The sequence below is a fragment of the Mycobacterium sp. genome (assembly GCF_035499775.1).
Taxonomy (GTDB): Bacteria; Actinomycetota; Actinomycetes; order Mycobacteriales; family Mycobacteriaceae; genus Mycobacterium.
This window is the reverse complement of sequence record NZ_DATJYB010000286.1, coordinates 1-21,509: the sequence shown is the minus strand read 5'-3', so window position 1 is coordinate 21,509 and position 21,509 is coordinate 1. Positions and strand designations below refer to the sequence as shown.

At 66.7% G+C, this 21,509-nt stretch carries 15 protein-coding genes and 1 pseudogene; 11 read left to right on the top strand and 5 right to left on the bottom strand.

The window, feature by feature from the left end; all coding sequences use genetic code 11:
* Together VML93_RS18375 and VML93_RS18370 are read left to right on the top strand one after the other, a co-directional pair.
* Complete coding sequence (locus tag VML93_RS18375) at positions 1–1,965, top strand: galactan 5-O-arabinofuranosyltransferase (RefSeq protein ID WP_325612829.1); 1,965 nt, start codon at positions 1–3, stop codon at positions 1,963–1,965.
* A 10-nt stretch (positions 1,966–1,975) separates the two neighbouring features.
* Entirely contained in the window at positions 1,976–5,239 is a 3,264-nt protein-coding gene (locus VML93_RS18370) for an arabinosyltransferase domain-containing protein (protein ID WP_325612828.1), read from the top strand.
* A gap of 225 nt (positions 5,240–5,464) precedes the next feature.
* Here VML93_RS18370 and VML93_RS18365 read toward each other — a convergent pair whose 3' ends face one another.
* Complete coding sequence (locus tag VML93_RS18365) at positions 5,465–5,713, bottom strand: hypothetical protein (RefSeq protein WP_325612826.1); 249 nt, start codon at positions 5,711–5,713, stop codon at positions 5,465–5,467.
* A gap of 297 nt (positions 5,714–6,010) precedes the next feature.
* On the opposite strand from VML93_RS18365, the gene VML93_RS18360 reads away from it, so the two are divergent.
* The 3 genes and pseudogenes from VML93_RS18360 to VML93_RS18350 all read left to right on the top strand — a co-directional run bounded on the left by VML93_RS18360 (position 6,011) and on the right by VML93_RS18350 (position 7,109).
* Positions 6,011–6,337: a metalloregulator ArsR/SmtB family transcription factor gene (locus VML93_RS18360; RefSeq protein WP_325612824.1), complete on the top strand. Its 327-nt coding sequence runs from the start codon at positions 6,011–6,013 to the stop codon at positions 6,335–6,337.
* Positions 6,334–6,456: pseudogene (locus tag VML93_RS18355) on the top strand (ATPase); the annotation flags it as partial. The gene VML93_RS18360 and the pseudogene VML93_RS18355, both read left to right, overlap by 4 nt.
* A gap of 17 nt (positions 6,457–6,473) precedes the next feature.
* Positions 6,474–7,109: a maleylpyruvate isomerase family mycothiol-dependent enzyme gene (locus VML93_RS18350; RefSeq protein ID WP_325612822.1), complete on the top strand. Its 636-nt coding sequence runs from the start codon at positions 6,474–6,476 to the stop codon at positions 7,107–7,109.
* Between the two features lie 9 nt (positions 7,110–7,118).
* Here VML93_RS18350 and VML93_RS18345 read toward each other — a convergent pair whose 3' ends face one another.
* Entirely contained in the window at positions 7,119–8,255 is a 1,137-nt protein-coding gene (locus tag VML93_RS18345) for a BTAD domain-containing putative transcriptional regulator (protein WP_325612856.1), read from the bottom strand.
* Between the two features lie 854 nt (positions 8,256–9,109).
* Between VML93_RS18345 and VML93_RS18340 the strand changes: the two genes are divergently transcribed.
* Positions 9,110–12,424 (top strand): arabinosyltransferase domain-containing protein, encoded by a 3,315-nt coding sequence (locus VML93_RS18340; RefSeq protein WP_325612820.1) that lies wholly within the window; start codon positions 9,110–9,112, stop codon positions 12,422–12,424.
* Positions 12,421–15,666, top strand: coding sequence for an arabinosyltransferase domain-containing protein (locus VML93_RS18335; protein ID WP_325612819.1), 3,246 nt, complete (start codon positions 12,421–12,423; stop codon positions 15,664–15,666). The genes VML93_RS18340 and VML93_RS18335 overlap by 4 nt, the downstream gene beginning before the upstream one ends.
* A 96-nt stretch (positions 15,667–15,762) precedes the next feature.
* Here VML93_RS18335 and VML93_RS18330 read toward each other — a convergent pair whose 3' ends face one another.
* Entirely contained in the window at positions 15,763–15,939 is a 177-nt protein-coding gene (locus VML93_RS18330; protein WP_325612818.1) for a hypothetical protein, read from the bottom strand.
* 595 nt (positions 15,940–16,534) lie between these two features.
* On the opposite strand from VML93_RS18330, the gene trhA reads away from it, so the two are divergent.
* On the top strand, positions 16,535–17,284 hold the full coding sequence (gene trhA, locus VML93_RS18325; RefSeq protein WP_414686387.1) for a PAQR family membrane homeostasis protein TrhA: 750 nt from the start codon (positions 16,535–16,537) through the stop codon (positions 17,282–17,284).
* 73 nt (positions 17,285–17,357) lie between these two features.
* Here the strand turns inward: trhA and VML93_RS18320 are convergent, their stop codons facing one another.
* Positions 17,358–17,702 (bottom strand): type II toxin-antitoxin system PemK/MazF family toxin, encoded by a 345-nt coding sequence (locus tag VML93_RS18320; RefSeq protein WP_325612853.1) that lies wholly within the window; start codon positions 17,700–17,702, stop codon positions 17,358–17,360.
* The gene (locus VML93_RS18315; protein ID WP_325612816.1) at positions 17,689–17,919 is read right to left on the bottom strand and encodes a ribbon-helix-helix domain-containing protein; all 231 of its coding nucleotides are present in this window, start codon (positions 17,917–17,919) and stop codon (positions 17,689–17,691) included. Before VML93_RS18315 ends, VML93_RS18320 begins: the two co-directional genes overlap by 14 nt.
* A 147-nt stretch (positions 17,920–18,066) precedes the next feature.
* On the opposite strand from VML93_RS18315, the gene VML93_RS18310 reads away from it, so the two are divergent.
* From VML93_RS18310 to VML93_RS18300, 3 genes are all read left to right on the top strand, one after another.
* Entirely contained in the window at positions 18,067–18,927 is an 861-nt protein-coding gene (locus VML93_RS18310; RefSeq protein ID WP_325612814.1) for an SGNH/GDSL hydrolase family protein, read from the top strand.
* A gap of 292 nt (positions 18,928–19,219) precedes the next feature.
* Entirely contained in the window at positions 19,220–19,576 is a 357-nt protein-coding gene (locus tag VML93_RS18305) for a hypothetical protein (RefSeq protein WP_325612812.1), read from the top strand.
* 37 nt (positions 19,577–19,613) lie between these two features.
* A complete protein-coding gene (locus VML93_RS18300) occupies positions 19,614–21,386 on the top strand; it encodes an acyl-CoA dehydrogenase family protein (protein WP_325612810.1) in 1,773 nt (590 codons plus the stop codon).
* The last annotated feature ends 123 nt before the right edge of the window (positions 21,387–21,509 follow it).

Sequence of the window (21,509 nt, the reverse complement as noted above, 5' to 3'; positions counted from 1 at the left end):
ATGCGCAACGCGCTGGCCGTTCTCGGCCAGATGGTGCTGGCGACGGTGGTTGCCGTGGCTGTTTCGGTGGTATCGCTGACCGCCATCTCCCGCGTCCAGTGGCCGGCCTTCCCGTCGTCGAACCAGCTGCATGCGCTGACCACCGTCGGCCAGGTCGGTTGCCTGGCCGGCCTGATCGCCACCGGATGGGCATACCGCTCGGGCCGCTTCCGGCGGCTGGCTCAGCTGAGCGGACTGGTGTTCGTGTCCGCGTTCACCGTCGTGACCCTGGGCATGCCGTTGGGCGCCACCAAGCTGTACCTGTTCGGTATTTCCGTCGACCAGCAGTTCCGCACCGAATATTTGACCCGGCTCACCGACAGCCACGCGCTGCAGGACATGACCTACCGAGGCCTGCCGCCGTTCTACCCGCCGGGCTGGTTCTGGATCGGCGGGCGCGTCGCGGCGCTCACCGGAACACCGGCCTGGGAGATGTTCAAGCCGTGGGCGATCACCTCGATCGCCATCGCGGTCGCGGTCGCGCTGGTGCTGTGGTGGCGGATGATCCGGTTCGAATACGCGCTGATCGTCACCGCCGCGACCGCCGCGGTGACACTGGCCTACGGCTCGCCGGAGCCGTACTCCGCGATGATCACGGTGTTGCTGCCGGCGGTATTCGTCCTGACGTGGTCGGGTCTGCGTGCCGGCGAGCGGGGCGGGGGCCCCCTTCTCGCCGAGCGTGAAGCTGGCCGCACACTAGACGCCGAACGTCAAGCTGGCCGCACGCTCGGCGGGAAGAAGCGGGGCGGGGGCTGGGCCGCGATCATCGGCGCCGGCATCTTCCTCGGCTTCGCGGCCACCTGGTACACGCTGCTGCTGGGTTACAGCGGGTTCACGGTCACGCTGATGGCGCTGCTGCTGGCCGGTTGGCGCTGGCGGCAGGCCGGACCCGGGGCCCGTTTGCAGGCCGCGCTGGACCCACTGCGCAGGCTGGCCGTCATCGTCGTCATCGCGGTGCCGATCGCGGCTATCACCTGGCTGCCGTTCTTGTTGCGGGCGTCCCGCGACCCGATCAGCGACACCGGCAGCGCGCAGCACTACCTGCCCGCCGACGGCGCCGAGCTGACCTTCCCGATGCTGCAGTTCTCCCTGTTGGGCGCCATCTGCATGCTGGGCGCCCTGTGGCTGGTGGTGCGAGCAAGCTCGTCGGTGCGCGCCGGCGCCCTGGCGATCGGGGTGCTGTCGGTCTACCTGTGGTCGCTGCTGTCGATGCTGACCACGCTGGCCCGCACCACGCTGCTGTCGTTCCGCCTGCAGCCGTCGCTGTCGGTGCTGCTGGTCGCCGCCGGGGTGTTCGGCTTCGTCGAGTTGGTGCAGGCGCTCGCTTCCCGCGGCCGCGCGGTGCTTCCGGTGGCCGCGGCCATTGGGCTGGCCGGCGCGATCGCGTTCAGCCAGGACATCCCCGACGTGCTGCGCCCCGACCTGACCATCGCCTACACCGACACCGACGGCTACGGCCAGCGCGGCGACCGGCGGCCGCCGAGTTCGGAGAAGTACTACTCCACCGTCGACGAAAGAATCCGGACCATCACCGGCAAACCGCGCGACCAGACGGTGGTACTGACCGCCGATTACAGCTTCCTGTCCTACTACCCGTACTGGGGTTTTCAGGGATTGACGTCGCACTACGCCAACCCGCTGGCGCAGTTCGACCAGCGGGCCGCGCAGATCAAACACTGGGCCAAGCTCGACACCGCCGACGAGTTCATCCACGCACTGGACACGCTGCCCTGGCCGCCGCCGACGGTATTCCTGATGCGCCGCGGTGCGGGCAACACCTATACGTTGCGGCTGGCCGAGGACGTCTACCCCAACCAGCCAAACGTCCGTCGGTACATCGTCGACCTGCCGGCCGCGCTGTTCGCCGACCCGCGTTTCGCCGTCCAAACCATCGGCCCGTTCGTGCTGGCCGTCCGCAAGCCGTGACGAGCAGCTGATGGCCACCGAAACCTCACCTGACGCGGTCGAAGAACTACCATCTACCTCCGTGAGCGGCGCGGGCGTAAATCAGCGGTTCGCTCGGCGCGTTGCCGTCATCGCCGGTCTGCTCGCGGCCGTGCTGGCGATCCTCACCCCGGTACTGCCGGTCAACCAAACCACTGCCCAACTGAACTGGCCGCAGAACGCAGTGTTCGACAGCGTCGAGGCACCGCTGGTCGGGTATGTCGCCACCGAACTCAAAGTCACCGTGCCCTGCGAGGCTGCCCGCGGACTGGCCGGACCGCAGGACCCGGGCAAGACGGTGCTGTTGTCGACCGTTCCCAAGCAGGCCCCGAAGGCCGTCGACCGCGGGCTGCTCATCCAGCGCTCCAACGACGAGCTGGTGCTCGTGGTCCGCAACGTTCCGGTGGTCTCCGCTCCGTTGAGCGAGGTGCTAGGCAGCGCCTGTCAGCGCCTGACCTTCACCGCCCACGCGGACCGGGTCACCGCCGAATTCGTCGGCCTGAAGCAGGGACCCAACGCCGAGCATCCCGGCGAGCCGCTGCGTGGCGAGCGCAGCGGCTACGACTTCCGGCCGCAGATCGTCGGCGTGTTCACCGACCTGTCCGGGCCGGCGCCGCCGGGCCTGAGCTTCTCGGCGACCGTCGACACCCGCTACAGCAGCAGCCCCACCACGCTGAAGATGGCCGCGATGATCCTCGGCGTCGTGCTGACCGCCGTCGCCCTCATCGCGCTGCACATGCTCGACACCGCCGACGGCACCAGGCACCGCCGCTTCCTGCCCGCTCGCTGGTGGTCGATCGGCGGTCTGGACGCGCTGGTGATCGCCGTACTGGTGTGGTGGCATTTCGTCGGCGCCAACACCTCCGACGACGGCTACATCCTGACCATGGCCCGGGTGTCCGAGCACGCCGGGTATATGGCGAACTACTATCGCTGGCTCGGTACGCCCGAGGCGCCGTTCGGCTGGTATTACGACCTGCTCGCGTTGTGGGCGCACGTCACCACCGCCAGCATCTGGATGCGGCTGCCGACCCTGGCGATGGCGTTGACCTGCTGGTGGGTGATCAGCCGCGAAGTCATGCCCCGGCTGGGTTCCGCGGTGAAGCGCAGCCAGGCCGCGGCGTGGACCGCCGCCGGCATGTTCCTGGCGGTCTGGTTGCCACTGGACAACGGCCTGCGGCCCGAGCCGATCATCGCCCTGGGCATCCTGTTGACCTGGTGCTCGGTGGAGCGTGCGGTGGCCACCAGCCGGCTGCTTCCGGTGGCGGCCGCCTGCATCATCGGCGCACTGACGCTGTTCTCCGGACCCACCGGCATTGCCTCGATCGGCGCGCTGCTGGTGGCGATCGGGCCGCTGCGGACCATCCTGCACCGCAGGTCCAAACAGTTCGGCGTGCTACCACTGCTGGCGCCCATCCTGGCTTCGGTCACCGTCACCGCGATCCTGATCTTCCGCGACCAGACCCTGGCCGGCGAGACGCAGGCCACCATGCTCAAACGCGCCGTCGGGCCCAGCCTGAGCTGGTTCGACGAACACCTCCGCTACGAGCGGCTGTTGTCGCCCAGCCCCGACGGGTCCGTCGCCCGCCGTTTCGCGATCCTGGCACTGGTTCTCGCGCTGGCCATCACGGTGGTAATGTCGTTGCGCAAGGGGCGAATTCCGGGCACCGCCGCCGGACCGAGCCGCCGCATCGTCGGTATCACGATCATTTCGTTCCTGGCGATGATGTTCACTCCCACCAAGTGGACCCACCACTTCGGGGTGTTCGCCGGGCTGGCCGGATCACTGGGTGCGCTGGCCGCGGTGGCGGTGATGGCTCAGTCGACGCGTTCCCGACGCGACCGCACGGTATTCGCGGCCGCGGTGTTGTTCCTGGTCGCGTTGTCGTTCGCCAGTGTGAACGGCTGGTGGTACGTGTCCAATTTCGGTGTGCCGTGGTCGAATTCGTTCCCGGCATGGAAGTACGCCTTTGCCACCGCGCTGTTGGGGCTGACCGTGCTGGTGCTGCTGCTGGCCGCGTGGTTCCACTTCGTCGCCACCGGTGACGCGCAGCCCAGAACCCGGCGCGGGGCACGGGTGGCCGGAATCATCCGGTCCCCGTTGGCAATTGCGGCCTGGGTGCTGGTGATCTTCGAGGTGGCGTCGCTGACCGTCGCGATGGTGACCCTGTACCCGGCGTGGTCGGTGGGCCGGTCCAACCTGCAGGCGCTGACCGGCAAGACCTGCGGTCTGGCCGAGGACGTGCTGGTGGAGCAGGATCCCAACGCCGGCATGCTGGCACCAGTGTCGGCCCCGGTTGCCGATGCCCTGGGCGCCGGCCTGTCCGAGGCCTTCACGCCCAACGGTATTCCGGCCGATGTCTCCGCCGACCCGGTGATGGAACGTCCCGGTGACCGCAGTTTCATCAACGACGACTCGAAGACCACCGGCGGCGAAGCCGGCACCGAGGGCGGCATGAACTCGGCGCCGGGAATCAACGGCTCCCGGGCCCAGCTGCCGTACAACCTGGAGCCGGCCCACACACCTGTGCTGGGCAGCTGGCGATCCGGCACCCAGGTGACCGCCCTGCTGCGTTCGGGCTGGTACCGACTGCCGCCACGGGACAAGGCGGGGCCGCTGCTGGTGGTCAGCGCGGCCGGCCGGTTCGACCCGCGCGAGGTGCAGCTACAGTGGGCCACCGACGACGGCGCGGCCAGCGGACACCCCGGCGGGTCATTCAAGTTCGCCGACATCGGGGCGTCACCGGCCTGGCGCAACCTGCGGTTGCCGCTGGCCCAGATACCCAGCACCGCGACCCAGGTCCGCCTCATCGCCAACGACGAGGACCTGGCGCCCCAGCACTGGATCGCGGTGACGCCGCCGCGCATCCCGCAGTTGCGCACGCTGCAGGACGTGGTGGGCTCCCAGGACCCGGTGTTCCTGGACTGGCTGGTGGGCCTGGCGTTCCCCTGTCAGCGACCGTTCGGCCATCAAAACGGCGTCGACGAGACGCCCAAGTGGCGCATCCTGCCGGACCGATTCGGCGCGGAGGCCAACTCGCCGGTGATGGACAACAACGGCGGCGGCCCGCTGGGCATCACCGAGTTGCTGGTCAAGGCGACCACCATCGCCACCTATCTGAAGGACGACTGGTCGCGGGACTGGGGCTCGCTGCAACGCCTGACGCCGTATTACTCCAACGCCCAGCCCGCCCGCCTCGAGCTGGGGACGGTCACGCGCAGCGGGCTGTGGAACCCGGCCCCGCTGCGGCACTAGGTGGGAGTTGGCTCTCGTCGGGTGGCCCGCGTGGCCCGCTCACCGAGACTGAAGTGAGGGCGCGGTTTTGGCCTCAACCGCGACCTGTACTCAGTCTCGGCGCCACCAGTTCAGTCTCGACGCCACCGGGCGCGCGAAATCGGTTGGGCGGCAAACATTTGACTCTTAACACACTTCTGCCCCGGCCCGAAACGGGGACGGGGCAGAAGGCAGCGCTGGGACGACTCATGGAATGGCGGCGCGGACGGGGTGCCGCAGGGCCCAACCCGGGTGCAGGACGTCGCCGGCGTAGTGCCGCAGCGGGTGCAGGGGACCGCTAGCGGGATCCCACGGATCTGCCGACGCGGTGACGGGCACTAGCGACGCCATGAGTGACAGGCCGACCGCTCCCAACACGACACCGGCGAACATGCGCAGCTTGGACACTTTCTTCTTCTGCTCTGGGGATTCTGATTCCGTGATTTTGGCGTTCATGGTTGTTCCTCATCTCTGCCGATTTCCCCAGGTGACTCAACCTGCTGTAAGTGAGCCCCTCCCCCTGGGGCCGGTCCTACTGGCCGACAAGATCAGGTTCGCGAACCTCACTTAAAGAATCTTGGCGATATTCTTGCGAAATTCTTGCGAAATTCTTGCGTTCGCTAACTAACTTCATGGTCTACGACTATCCAGCTCATAGATTGTCTTGCGTGCTAGATCGGTTTGCTGCGAGCCCTGCCCGAGGTTCTTGCGGAGTGCTTGCGCCTCCAATTGGTAAGTCTATACTTACGGTTCGTGGCCACTTACCAAGTCGGGGCCGCCTGGGTGGCGCTGGCCGACGGGACGCGACGGGCCATTGTGGAACGACTTGTGCACGGCCCGTTGGCAGTCGGTGAACTTGCCCGCGATCTACCCGTCAGCAGGCCGGCTGTTTCGCAACACCTCAAGGTGCTCAAGTTCGCCGGATTGGTGCGTGACCGCGCCGCCGGAACCCGGCGGGTCTACCAACTCGACCCACGCGGCCTGGAGGCGTTGCGCGCCGACCTCGACCGGTTTTGGACGCAAGCCCTGGTTGTCCACGCGCAAAGCTTCGAAGCCTCAAGCGAGGGGGAAGCCATATGACACAGCCGCAAACTCCTAATGTCCGTCGCCACGTCGTCGTCAACGCCCCGATCGAGCGCGCGTTCGCCGTTTTCGTCGAGCGATTCGGCGGCTTCAAACCGCGCCAGCACAACCTCCTCAACCTGGCGGCACGGCCATGACGGCCAGCCTGATGGAGATGGCCCGAGCCGAGCGGACCGACCTCGCCGAGTTCCTGGCCACCCTGACGCCTGAGCAGTGGGACGCGCCCAGCCTCTGTACCAAATGGAGCGTCAAAGACGTTGTCGCGCACGTGATCAGCTACGAGGAACTGGGCACGCTCGGACTGCTCACGCGCTTCGTAAAGGGCTGGATTGTGCGTGCCAACGAGGTTGGCGTCGACGAGTTCGCGCCGCTGACCCCGCAGCAATTGCTCGAATTTCTCCGCGACCACCTCACCCCGCAGGGGCTCACCGCGGGTTTCGGCGGAATGATCGCGCTGGTCGACGGCACCATCCACCACCAGGACATCCGGCGCGCGCTCAGCCGGCCCCGCACCATCCCCACCGATCGGCTCGACCGTGTCCTCGGGTTGGTGCCGGGCAACCCCCGACTCGGGGCGGGACGCCGGATCAGGGGATTGCATTTGCGCGCCAACGACGTCGACTGGGAGCACGGCCACGGACCCGAAGTGTCGGGTTCCGGCGAAGCGCTGCTGATGGCGATGTCCGGGCGCCCCGCGGCGCTGGCAGATCTCACCGGCCCGGGCCAGGCGACGCTGGCCGCCCGGCTGGGTGGTCAGCCGAACGAGTAGTCGATCAGCTCAGCCGCCGCGCATCTCGATGAAGAACTCGTGGTTCCCAATGCGGATGCGGTGGCCGTCAGCCAGGTTGGCGCTGCCCCGGATGCGCTGATTCTGTACCTCGACACCATTGGTCGACCGCGAGTCGTAAATCACGAAACCCGCTCCGGTGTCGATGATTACGGCGTGGTGCCGGCTGACGTCTTCGTCGTCGGCGAGGACGATGTCGTTGTCGTCGAGACGCCCGATCCGGGTGGTCGCGCCGGTCAGCCGGTACCGCCGGCCGACCTTGTCGCGCAGCCAGGCGTCGACGGACAGGGCGCTCATCGGGGCGGTCGTCTCCTGATGGGCGCTCAGCTTGTGGGTGGTCAGAGTGGATTTCTTCTTGGGGACCAACGGCTGCTGGCGCAGGATGCGCTCGTGCAACGCGCTCACCGTGGGGCCGGGGTCGATCCCGAGCCCGTCGGCCAGCGCCGTCTTCAGTCGGCGGTAGGCGCCCAAGGCGTCTGACTGGCGCTCGGTCACGTAGTAGGCGGTGATCAGCTGCGCCCACAGCGGTTCACGGTAGGGATGCTCGGCGGTGAGCGCCTCGAGCTCACCGATCACCGCGCCGGCGCGGCCGCACGCGATCTCGGCCTCGGCGCGCGCAGTGTGCGCCGCCACCTTTTCCTCCAACAGCGCGGCGGCGAAGGCGTCGACAAAGGCAAAGCCGCGTAGGTCGTCGAGAACCGGCCCGCGCCATTCGCCCAGCGCGACCGAAAAGTGCCTGCTGGCGTCCTCGAATTCGCCCGTGGCGGCGGCCGCGACACCGGCGTTCTTTTCGATCCTGAACCGCCCGACGTCGCAGTCGGTGTCGGCGATGCTCAGTTGATACCCGGGCGGTGCGCTGGCCAGCACCTGGAGCGGATCGACCCCGGCGGTGCGCAACAGTCGGCGCAGGTTGGACACGTGAGACTGGATGCTGGTCCGTGCCGCCGGTACCGGGTCCTCGTCCCAGACCCCGTCGATCAACGCGTCGACTGACACCGGACGGTTGCGGTTGATCACCAGCATGGCCAGCACGGCCCGCTGTTTAGGCGCGCCCAACGACAGCCGGACGCCGTGCGCGGTCATGAGCAACGGCCCAAGAACGCCGAACCCGAGTCCCGAGTTCTTCATTGCGCCGCCAACCTCCACGGTGATCGGAGGCCTCAGAGTCCCGACCACGGGTCCTCAGCCTTAGATCCCCATTGTGACGGCATAGTGGCCGTAATCGCCTGATCTACGCCGCGACGGCCCGTCCAGCCGGACCGCGGGCAGCCGGAAACCCGGCGGGAGCTCTCACACGCTTGCAACGCGTACATGAAGGGAGTCAAGGGGAGTCGCTGCAATAGTCGTTGAGGTGGTTGAGGGGACGGTTAAACGGTAGCGCTTCGCTGGGTGTCAGGCCATGACATTCGATTGTTTTGACCAGTCCGTGTCCCCGCGTCGGGGTGTCGTATTCAGTGCTCTTCTACGGCCTGGCTCCGGTTCGAGCTCAATGGCTGCGAATGCGTGCTGATTACAGCGCGGGTAACGCGCCCTTTGCGACAACCTCGCTAAGCAGGCTTACCATTCGCTCAACGGCGATGTCGCTGGTCACCATCCTGGAATTCGGTCGGTCGTAAGGTTTTATGACGTCAGGGTCGAGCCGTTTCTTGGTAGGTGCGTTCACAGCGCTCCTCTCCCCAGGGTTTCGCTATATGCACAGCGATTGAGGCTTTCCCTTACGGTGTCGGTGCTAAACCAAGAATTGCTACGGAATTCAGTTGCATCCAACCTGGTTGGAGGCCTAAGGTCGCGGTCGGCCGCTCGTGCGTTCGGCGCCTTTGACTTCATCTTTTGCGGTTTCGAGTATCCACCTTCATTCGACTGTTGATAAATAACGGCACCCGGGGCGTTACCGATTCGAAATAGAAACAGCCCACCTGTGGGCCCGCTGCGCGGCCCTGCATCCTCACCGGACCAAGCAGCGTCGCTTACCATCGACCCTCGTGCCCCCCGAGCGATCGCAGCGGATCCCGCGGTTGATCGCCGTCGTCGCCGGCATCGTGGGTCTGCTGTTGTGCGCCATGGTTCCGTTGCTGCCGGTAAGGCAGACCACGTCGACAATTCGGTGGCCGCAGGGCACCACCGCGGACGGCCACATCACCCAGATCACCGCTCCATTGGTTTCCGGGGCGCCGCGTGCGCTGGACGTCTCCATCCCCTGCGCGGCAATGGCTACCTTGCCCGCCGACGGCGGCCTGGTCTTGTCCACGCTCCCGGCCGGCGGCATGGACGCCGGCAAGCACGGGCTGTTCGTCCGCGCCACCAAAGACGACGTCGTCGTCGCGTTCCGCGACTCGGTAGCCGCGGTGGCACCGCGTTCGGCGGTCGCCGGCGGCGGCTGCAGCGTGCTACATATCTGGGCCGACGCGGGCGCCGCGGGCGCCGATTTCGTCGGTATCCCCGCACCCGGGGCCAGAGGGATCCTGGCTCCCGAGAAGAAGCCGCAGGTCGGCGGCATCTTCACCGACCTGAAGGTCGCACCGCAGGGCTTGTCGGCCCGTATCGACGTCGACACCAGGTTCATTCTGACGCCCACGCTGACGAAGAAGATCGCGATCATCCTGGGCACGCTGGCGGTCCTGGTCGCCATCCTGGCGCTGGCCACGCTAGACCGCCATAGCCGAGGCACCACGCTGATCAACTGGCGCTCGCCGATCGCCTGGCTGTCCCGGTACCGCCCGCGCGCGCCACGCGGTCACTGGTGGCGTGCCGGCCTCAGCACCTGGATCGCCGACGTGGGAGTGATCGGGACGCTGCTGCTCTGGCACATCATCGGCGCCACCTCGTCAGACGACGGCTACAACCTGACGATCGCTCGCGTCGCGCCCGACGCCGGCTACGTGCCCAACTACTACCGCTACTTCGGCGCCACCGAGGCACCGTTCGACTGGTACGACTCCGTGCTGGCCCACATGGCGTCGGTGAGCACCACCGGCGTATGGATGCGCCTGCCCGCCACGCTGGCCGGTATCGCCTGCTGGCTCGTCATCAGCCGTTGCGTGCTGCGCCGGCTGGGACCGGGCAAGGGCGGGATGGCGTCCAACCGGGTAGCGGTGTGGACCGCGGGTGCGGTGTTCGTCGCCGCCTGGCTGCCGTTCAACAACGGGCTGCGGCCCGAGCCGCTGATCGCCCTGGGCGTGGTGGTCACCTGGATCCTGGTGGAACGCTCGATCGCGCTGGGACGACTGGCGTCGGCTGCGGTGGCGATCATCGTCGCGACGCTGACCGCGGCGCTGGCACCGCAAGGGCTGATCGCGCTGGCCGCACTGCTGACCGGGGCGCGGGCGATCGCCGCGACAATCCGGCGGCGCCGCGCCACCGACGGGTTGCTCGCACCGCTGGCGGTGCTGACCGCGTCGTTGTTGTTGATCTTCGTCGTGGTGTTCAGGTCGCAGACGCTGGCCACGGTGATCGAGTCGGCGCGCATCAAGTACAAGGTCGGGCCGACGATCGCCTGGTACCAGGACTTCCTGCGCTACTACTTCCTCACGGTCGAGAGCAACGCCGACGGGTCCATGACGCGGCGCTTCGCCGTGCTGGTCCTGCTGCTGTGCCTGTTCGGGGTGCTGATGGCGCTGTTGCGGCGCGGCCGGGTGCAGGGCTTGGCCAGCGGGCCGACCTGGCGGCTGATCGGAACCACCGCGATCGGGCTGCTGTTGTTGACGTTCACCCCCACCAAGTGGGCGATCCAGTTCGGTGTGTTCGCGGGGTTGGCCGGCGCCCTGGGCGCGGTCATGGCGTTCGCCTTCGCCCGGATAGGCCTGCACAGCCGCCGCAACCTGACGGTATACATCACCGCGCTGTTGTTCGTGCTGGCGTGGGCCACCTCGGGGGTCAACGGCTGGTTCTACGTGAACAGCTATGGGGTGCCCTGGTTCGATATCCCGCCCGTCGTCGCCAGCCATCCGGTGACGTCGATGTTCCTGACGTTGTCGATCGTCACCGGGCTGCTGGCCGCCTGGTACCACTTCCGGATGGATTACGCCGGCCACACCGAGGTCAAGGACAACCGGCGCAACCGCGTCCTGGCGTCCACGCCGCTGCTGGTGGTCGCGGTCATCATGGTGCTGGGCGAAGTCGGTTCGCTGGCCAAGGCTGCGGTGTTCCGCTACCCGCTCTACACCACCGGCAAGGCCAACGTGGCCACCGTGCTTTCCGCCGGGACCAGTTGCGCGTTGGGCGACGACGTGCTGACCGAGCCGGACCCCAATGCGGGTCTGCTGCAGCCGGTCGGCGGGCAGGAGTTCGGCCCGGCGGGCCCGCTCGGCGGAATCAACCCCGTCGGCTTCAAACCCGACGGGGTAGGCCCTGACCTGAGATCCAACCCGGTGGTCACCAAACCGGGGGTGGTGAATTCCGATGCGTCTCCCAACAAGCCCAACGCCACCATGAGTGACTCGGCAGGCACGGCCGGCGGGACAGGCCCGGTCGGGGTGAACGGGTCGCACGCGGCACTACCGTTCGGCCTCAACCCTGCCAACACCCCGGTGATGGGCAGTTACGGCGAGAACTCGCTGGCCGCCACCGCAACCTCGGCCTGGTACCAGATGCCGCCTCGCGCCCCGGACCGGCCGCTGGTGGTCGTCTCCGCCACCGGTGCCATCTGGTCGTACAACGAGGACGGCACCTTCACCTATGGGCAATCGCTGAAACTGCAGTGGGGCGTCACTCGGCCCGACGGCACCACCCAACCGCTCGGGGAGGTGCAGCCGATTGACATCGGACCGTGGCCGGCGTGGCGCAACCTGCGGTTCCCGCTGGCCTGGGCGCCGCCGGAGGCTAACGTGGCACGCATCGTCGCCTACGACCCGAATCTGAGTTCCGAGCAGTGGTTCGCGTTCACGCCGCCGCGGGTCCCGGTGCTACAGACCCTGCAGCAATTGATCGGATCGCGCACACCGGTGCTGATGGACATCGCGACCGCGGCAAACTTCCCGTGCCAGCGGCCGTTCTCCGAACACCTCGGCGTTGCCGAACTTCCGCAGTACCGCATCCTGCCCGATCACAAACAGACGGCCGCGTCGTCGAACGGATGGCAGGCCGCCGACACCGGCGGTCCGTTCCTGTTCACCCAGGCGCTGCTGCGCACCTCGACGATCTCGACGTACCTGCGTGGCGACTGGTATCGCGACTGGGGATCCGTCGAGCAGTACTTCCGGCTGGTGCCGGCCGATCAAGCGCCGAACGCCACCATCCAACAGGGTGTGATGACAGTGCCCGGCTGGAGCCGGCAAGGACCGATTCGGGCCCTCCCATGAGCGTGACGACCGTCGCGAACCGCGAAGACAAGGCAGCCGCCCCCGGTCAAGACGTGCAGGTGACGCGTTGGGTGGCCATCGTCGCCGGGCTGCTCGGTTTCGTCCTGTCGGTCGCGACGCCGCTGCTGCCCGTCGTGCAGACCACCGCGGCGCTGAACTGGCCGCAAAACGGTCAATTGAACAGCGTTACCGCGCCGCTGATTTCGCTGACGCCGGTCGACGTGAAGGCAACCGTGCCGTGCTCGGTGGTGCGCGCGCTGCCACCCGACGGCGGGGTGGTGCTGAGCACGGCGCCCAAGAAGGGCAAGGACGCCGCGCTCAACGCGCTGTTCGTCGTGGCCAGCAGCAAGCGCGTCGACGTCACCGATCGCAACGTGGTGATCGCCAGCGTGCCCCGGGAGCAGGCGGAGTCCCCGCAATGCCAGCAGATCGAGATCACCTCCACGCTGGCGGGCACCTTCGCCACCTTCGTCGGACTGACCGATCAGGCGGGGAAGCCCGTGCGCGGCGGGTTCGCCGATCCCAACCTGCGCCCCCAGATCGTCGGTGTGTTCACGGATCTGACCGGCCCCGCGCCGCCTGGACTGCAGTTCTCGGCGACCATCGACACCCGCTTCTCCACCACGCCGACGACGCTGAAGCTGGCCGCGATGGTGCTGGCGATCGTGTCGACGATCGTCGCGCTGATCGCACTGTGGCGCCTGGACCAGTTGGACGGGCGCCGCATGCACCGGTTGATTCCGACCCGCTGGCGAAAGTTCACGCTGGTCGACGCCACGGTGATATTCGGCTTCCTGCTGTGGCATCTGATCGGCGCGAATTCCTCCGACGACGGCTACATCCTGGGCATGGCCCGGGTCGCCGACCATGCCGGCTACATGTCCAACTACTTCCGCTGGTTCGGCAGCCCGGAGGACCCGTTCGGCTGGTACTACAACCTGCTGGCACTGATGACCCACGTCAGCGACGGCAGCCTGTGGATGCGACTGCCCGACCTGGTCGCCGGGCTGGTCTGCTGGCTGCTGCTGTCGCGTGAGGTGCTGCCCCGGCTCGGGCCGGCGGTGACCTCCAGCATGGCGGCTAACTGGGCGGCCGGCCTGGTCCTGCTCACCGCGTGGATGCCGTTCAACAACGGGCTGCGTCCCGAGCCGATCATCGCGGCGGGCTCACTGATCACCTACGTACTGATCGAGCGCTCGATGTGCGCCTCGCGGCTGACGCCGGCGGCCCTGGCGGTGGTGACCGCCGCATTCACCCTGGGCGTGCAACCCACCGGGCTGATCGCGGTGGCCGCGTTGGTTGCCGGTGGCCGTCCGATCCTGCGAATTCTGGTCCGCCGACATCGCGTGGTGGGCACCTGGCCGCTGGTGGCCCCGATGCTGGCCGCCGGTTTCGTCATCCTCACCGTGGTGTTCGCCGACCAGACCCTGTCAACGGTGTTGGAAGCCACCAGGATTCGCACCGCGATCGGGCCCAGCCAGGCGTGGTACACCGAGAACCTGCGCTACTACTACCTCATCCTGCCGACTGTCGACGGTTCCGAGTCGCGCCGGTTCGGGTTCCTGATCACCGCGCTGTGCCTGTTCACCGCCCTGTTCATCATGTTGCGGCGCAAGCGAATCCCCGGTGTGGCCCGGGGGCCGGCGTGGCGGCTGATGGGTGTCATCTTCGGGACCATGTTCTTCCTGATGTTCACGCCGACGAAGTGGGTGCACCACTTCGGGCTGTTCGCCGCGGTGGGCGCGGCGATGGCCGCGTTGACCACGGTGCTGGTGTCGCATGAGGTGCTGCGCTGGTCACGCAACCGCATGGCGTTCGTGGCCGCGGTGTTGTTCGTGTTGGCGCTCTGTTTCGCCACCACCAACGGCTGGTGGTATGTCTCCAGTTACGGCGTCCCGTTCAACAGCGCCATGCCCAAGCTCGCCGGAATCACGATCAGCACAATCTTTTTCGTCTTGTTCACCATCGCGGCACTGTGGGCGACCTGGTTGCACTTCGCCTCACGGGATCACGGCGAGGGCCGGCTGGCACGGGTGGTGACGGCGGCGCCGGTGCCGGTGGCGGCCGGGTTCATGACGCTGGTGTTCGTCGCATCGATGGTCGCCGGAATCGTGCGTCAGTACCCCACCTACTCCAATGGCTGGGCCAACTTGCGCGAATTCGCCGGCGGCTGCGCGCTGGCCGACGACGTGCTCGTCGAGCCGGACAGCAACGTCGGTTTCATGACGCCGCTACCCGGCGGTGACGGCCCGTTGGGTGCGCTCGGCGGCGTCAACCCGGTCGGGTTCAACCCCAACGGCGTACCGGACCACACCGTGGCCGAGGCGGTCCAGGAGACGTCGGTGCCGCAACCCGGCACCGACTACGACTGGTACGCGTACGACTGGCGCGCACCGACCAAGCTGAAGGCGCCGGGTATCAACGGATCGTTGGTGCCGTTGCCCTACGGCCTTGACCCAGACAAGGTTCCGCTGGCCGGCAGCTACACCACCGGCGCCCAGCAGCAGAGCCGACTCACCTCGGCGTGGTACCAGTTGCCCAAACCGGATGACGCGCATCCCCTGCTGGTGGTGACCGCCGCGGGCAAGATCGCCGGCAACAGCGTGCTGCACGGGCACACCGACGGGCAGACCGTGGTGCTGGAATACGGCCGGCCCGGCCCCGGCGGTGACGTAATACCGGCCGGGCGGTTGGTGCCCTACGACCTGAACGGGGAACAGCCGAGGGCGTGGCGCAATCTACGGTTCGCCCGAGACAAGATGCCCGCGGACGCGGTTGCGGTCCGACTGGTGGCCGAAGACCTGTCCCTGACGCCGGACGACTGGATCGCGGTGACCCCGCCGCGGGTGCCGGAGCTGCGTTCGCTGCAGGAGTACGTGGGCTCGACGCAGCCGGTGCTGTTGGACTGGGCGGTTGGGCTCGCGTTCCCGTGCCAGCATCCGATGCTGCACGCCAACGGCGTCACCGAGATCCCGAAGTTCCGCATCACGCCGGACTACAACGCCAAGAAGCAGGACACCGACACCTGGCAGGACGGCGTCAACGGCGGCCTGTTGGGCATCACCGACCTGCTGCTGCGGGCGCACGTCATGTCGACGTACCTGTCCCGCGACTGGGGCCGAGATTGGGGCTCACTGCGTAAGTTCGACACGATCGCCGACGCCAGTCCAGCGCAACTCGACCTGGGCACCGCGACCCGCAGCGGGTTGTGGTCGCCGGGCCCGATCCGGATCAAGCCGTAGCTGTCGATGGTGCCAACTGCGGGCCAGCCCGCGGGCGGCTTCAACACCCGGTTGTTGCCGTAATCGGTGACGTTCCACCGCCCCCCTGCGGGGCGGTCAAGGCCGGTGAACGGCAGCACGGATCGTGGCTCCGGCCGCCAACTTCAGCACCCGGTTGTTACCGGTGTCGCTGACGTACAGGTTGGCGGCGTCACCAACCGTCACCCCACGGGGGTAGTTGAGGCCGGTGAACGGCAACACAGTCTGGGACGTGGCGCCAGCCGCCAGCTTCACCAGCCGGCCGTGGCCAGAGTCGGCGAGGTACAGGTTTCAGTACTGGAGACTGATCTCATTGTGGGTTCACTTTCATCGGACGCTGCCAGCATAGTAAGTACGACTAGTCAGAGTGATCACGCTGACGTTCGCCGCGTATCGGCGGCTGCTGCGGCAGTTCTGGCTTCGCCCAAAAGCAGAACAGCGGGACAGCCGGGTGGCTGCAACGGTCGTTCGCAAGTTTGCCGCGTGAAGCGTGGTAGCCGGCCCGGGATTGGTGGGCAGGACCATGATCCCTCCCCATCTTCCCCAGAGATTAGGTCCCTCGGCGGTGGCCAAGTATCACCGTCGCCCTCCTCCCAAGTCGCGAATGCCCAAGGTGCAAGGTAGCTTCGGACGCGGCGAAAGTGGTCAACGGGAAGTGGAAGCAGGTCACCATGTTCGTCGGGCGCAGCACCGTCTAGTTACGTCCTGCACGACTCCGTTCCCCTACTAGGCATGAAGCTCATGCCGGCTCCCAATAACGGACACCCAACCACTGCCGCGATACTCTGCCATGTCCGCAACAGCTCGCCATCGACACAGGAGACGTGCTGAACCTCAAATCGGGTCCAACGTGATCATCGGACAAGCCAACCCAAAGGTGCCGCCTGTCGCGAGCAGTCGCGCAGCCAGGAGCGCTGATGATGACCTGCCCGAAGTCCTGGCCGACACCGTCACCAGGTTCCTGGGCAAGCCCCGTGCACGCGGTTGGATTCACCTCTGCTCGGCGGTCACCGCCATCGTGGCCGGGGCGGCGCTAGTGTCGGTGGCCTGGATTGCCGCATCACCGAAGGCCGGCTGGGCCACTCTGATTTACACCGCCGCCATCGTCGCCATGTTCAGCGTCAGCGCTACCTACCACCGAGTGCACTGGCGATCCCCCACCGCCCAAATGTGGATGAAGCGTGCCGACCACTCGCTGATTTTCATCTTCATCGCCGGCAGCTACACTCCCATCGCGCTATTGGCGATGCCGCCGCGCACCGGGACACAGGTCCTGACCGTGGTGTGCACCGGCGCGGCCGCAGGTGTTGCCCTCAAGATGCTGTGGCCCTCGGCGCCTCGGTGGCTCGGCGTGCCCCTGTACCTACTGCTCGGCTGGGCAGCGATTTGGTTCACCGGAACACTCTTGGACAGCGCGGGTGTCGCCGTCGTCGCGCTACTCGTCGCCGAAGGTGTGCTGTACAACATCGGCGCTATCCTTTATGGCCTTTGCTGGCCCAACCCGTGGCCACAGACCTTCGGCTATCACGAGTTCTTCCATGCGTTCACCGCGGCCGCGGCGATCTGCCACTACATCGCTATCTGGGTCGTCGTTTTGTAGCGATCTGCGGCTGCCGGTCGTAACGGCGGAGTTGTGCGCACCTAGGCACCCCTTCTCGAGTTAGGCGCTCCAGCTATACCGCTAGATGGAGTCTCAGCGCGTTGTCAAGCTCGGCCAGTTCGCCGCTTGAAACGCGACCGATGCGCCGCAAGAGGCGTTGTGTCGCGATCGATCTAACTTGCTCAGCTTGTGCTTTCGATTCAACCGGCAATCCACTGGCTGTCGACAACAACACCTGAAACGGATACACCTTGTCGGTGTTACTCGTCACCGGGACGACCGTGACTATCCCGTAGCCCAAATGTGTCGCCGTAGCGTTGGCCCGGTCGTTGCTGACGATCACGGCCGGGCGCTGCTTATTTGCCTCGCTGCCGCGCACTGGATCCAGGTCAACCTGCCAGATCTCACCGCGCAGCATCGCCGATGCCATCCCCAGTGGTGCTGTCCCAGGTCTCGGCATCCCCGCCGGCGGACCACTGCGCCCACGCGTCGGCGTAGTCCTCCTCAAGTGTTGGATAGCGCAGCATCTGCACCGCGCGCTGCAACCCCGCCGACCGCGACGTCAGCCCTGTTCTCTTGACGTAGGCATCCAACACGGCCACGTCGTCGTCCGACAGACTGACGCTAAGCTTCATACTTCAATGCTACTAAGGTAGCTATCTAGTAGCAAAATACCTTAGAGCCGAAGGTGCTCGACCGCTTGGCCTGTGATCTGTGCTATGAGCTCAAAGTCCTTGTCCACGGACAACCGTCGGTGTGACCGGTGGTGAAAAACTTGACGCATGGGTTCGGCGCGACTCAGTATCGCAGCGCTGGTGGGCGCAGTGGCGGTCGCCTGCGCCGGCGCACCGACGGCCAGCCATGAGCCGGCCCAGCGGCTCAACTATGTCGCCCTGGGCGATTCGATCGCCGCCGCGCCCGGGGTGCCGGACCCCGCGCCGCCGCCCGGCTGCCGCAAGTCGACCAACAACTATCCGTCGGTGCTGGCGCGCCAGCTGACGATCGCCAAGTTCGTCGACGTCACCTGTAGCGGAGCGACCACCGAGGACATCACGCATCGAGCGCAGCAGACCAAGAGCGGAGCGATCGCGCCCCAGATCGACGCGATCGACGCGTCCACCAACCTGATCACCATCACTATTGGCGCCAATGACGTCGGCCTGCAGGGCGATGTGGAGGACTGCATCGTCAAATCGGCTAATCCGCAGCCGTGTGCCAATCAATTCGTCGTCGGCGAGGTCGACCGCATTTCGGACGTGATCAACGCGCAGGTACCTGTGTGGAGCGCGCTGATTGACGGCGTCCGGGGCAAAGCACCGAATGCGCGAATCATTTTGGTGGGCTACGGCGTCTTCGTGCGGGCCGGTGGTTGCTTTCCCGGGCAACCGGTGCTGCCGGGGGACTCCGACTACTTGCAGTCCAAGCTCAATGAGCTCGACGACCGGCAGCGTCAACTCGCGGCGGAGAAGGGGATCGACTACTTCGACACCAGGCCGTTGTCGCAGGGGCACGATATGTGCGCCCCGCCCGGCGATCGGTACATCGAGGGCTACATAGCGACCGGGCCCGCTATTCCGTTGCACCCCACCGCTTTTGGCGCCGCTTCGGTCGGAAAGGCGCTCGCCGGTTTTATCCGGCACTGAATTTCTTCAGCTAACTAACGAAATTGAATTCAAAGAATTTTCCGCGGACCAGGTTTTAGGTTCGCGAATACGGTCAATACGTGGCGTGAGGGTCGGGGAACTATCCAAACGGGCAAACATGGTGGGGCAAATGCGCGCGTGTACAACAATGGCGAAATCCGCTGCGACAATCACTCTGATCACTTCTTCGGCGTTGGCAGCAGGCATCGGCGCCGCTTCTGCCAACCCGGGGGCAGTCGGCACCACAACTGTCGCTTTAGATGCGACTCTCCGAGATTGCGATTTCACCACGGTGCGCAATCCACCGCTGGAGCAGGTGCCGGCTTTGGGCACCGGCCAGGTCCGCATCCACACCACCGGGTCGACGGCGGTCGCAGAAGTGTTCCTGTCGGACTCCCCTGACCCGGGCACCCAGTTCACCGTCGGCATCATCGAAGAACCGCGGCCGTCGTCGGCCAACTGCGGCCCCGGGGCTCCGGGCACGTCCTACACCAGCATGGTCACCGACGCGGCGGGCACCGGAACGGTGACCGTTAAGGACAACTTGCGGCCCGGTACGACGGGCGTGTGGGTGATGATCGAACGGCCGAATCCGCATGCCCAAGATCCGGCGGAGTATTACACCACCGAATTTGTGGTGCCTGCCTGAGGGCTTTAAACGCCGCGGCATGTAATACCGTCGCGGAATGAGCGAGTACGACGTAGAGGCCGTTGACCGGCTGCCCTTCTCGACTCCCGAAAAGGCGCAGCGCTACCAAACGGACAGCTATCGCGGAGCGGTGGGCCTTAATTGGTATCTCACCGATCCCAGCCTTCAGTTCGTCATGTCGTACTACCTGCGGCCCGACGAGCTGGCGGTCGTCGAGCCTGAGCTGATCGGCACCGGTGAGCTGATGGGTGGTCCGGTGGCGCGGTGGGCCGAGGAAACCGACCGCAACCCGCCGCGGCTCGAACGGTACGACCGATGGGGACATGACGTCAGCCGGGTCGTCATGCCCGCCTCGTTCACAGCATCCAAGCGCGCGGTGCTGGACTCTCAGGCGACGTTGCGTGCGCGGGCACGCGCCGCGGGCTTCAGCTCGTCGCTGCCGATGTTCGCGTCCAACTACCTGCTCAACCAGGCCGACATCGGGATGGGCTGTGCGCTGGGAACCGGCGGCGGCATGGTGCAGTCGCTGGTCAGCGCCTACGCGCCGCCCGACGTGCGCGATCACGTGCTGGCCAAGTTCGACTCCGGTGACTGGGCAGGCGAGACCGCGCAACTGCTGACCGAACGTACCGGTGGCTCGGACCTGGGCGCGCTGGAGACGACAGCGCGACGGTCAGGTGACTCCTGGCTGCTGAACGGCTTCAAGTGGTTTGCCTCCAACTGCGCCGGCGAGGCGTTCGTCGTACTGGCCAAACCCGAGGGCGCTCCGGACTCGACCCGCGGAGTCGCCAACTTCCTGGTGCTGCGCACCCGACGTGACGGCTCGCGCAACGGGGTTAGGGTCCGCAGGCTGAAGGACAAGCTCGGCACCCGCTCGGTGGCCTCCGGCGAGGTCGAGTTCGTGGACGCCGAGGCGTTCCTGTTGTCCGGGGAGCCGTCCGCGGACGCGGGCCCGTCCGACGGTAAGGGGTTGGGCCGCATGATGGAGCTGACCAACGCGGCGCGGCTGGGCATCGCGTTGTTCGCGTTGGCCAATGGGCGCCGGGCGTTGGTCGAGTCGTTGTGCTACGCCCGGCAGCGCCGGGCGTTCGGCGGCGCGCTGATCGACAAGCCGTTGATGCGGCGCAAGCTGGCCGAGCTGATCGTCGACGTCGAAGCCGCGCAGGCGCTGGTGTTCGACGGCACCGGCGCAACCAACCACCGCCAGCCGCGTGGGATGCGGCAGCGCATCGCGGTGCCGGTCACCAAGCTCAAGGTCGGCCGGCTGGGGATCACCGCGGCATCGGATGCGATCGAAATCCACGGCGGCAACGGCTACATCGAAACCTGGCCGGTGGCAAGGCTTTTGCGTGATGCGCAGGTCAACACCATCTGGGAGGGCCCGGACAACATCCTGTGTCTGGACGTGCGGCGCGGCATCGAGCAGACCCGGGCGCACGAGACTCTGCTGGCGCGGATGCGCGACGCGGTGTCGGTTTCCGACGACTGTGAGACCACCCGGCTGGTCTCCGAGCGCGTCGAGGATCTGGACGCGGCGATCACGGCGTGGGAGAAGCTCGACGGAGCGGTGGCCGAGGCGCGACTGTTCCCGCTCGCGCAGTTCATGGGCGACGTGTACGCCGGCGCGCTGTTGACGGAGCAGGCCGCCTGGGAGCGTGAAGTTCGCGGCGGTTCACGCAAGGGTCTGGTGGCCCGGCTCTACGCGCAGCGGCATCTGGCCGACCGCGGGCCGCTGCGGGGGATAGACGCCGACGGCGACGAGGCTATCGAGCGCTTCGACGAGCTGGCCGCCGGGGCGCTGAAATTGTGACCTGACTTCGGTGGCCGAGATTTGTCGTACCCGGCTGCAAGGATGAATTCATGTCGTTGACCGCGTTACCTCCGGTTGGGAGTCCAGCCCAGCGTGTGGAGGTGGCCTTCGAGAAGTTGGCGG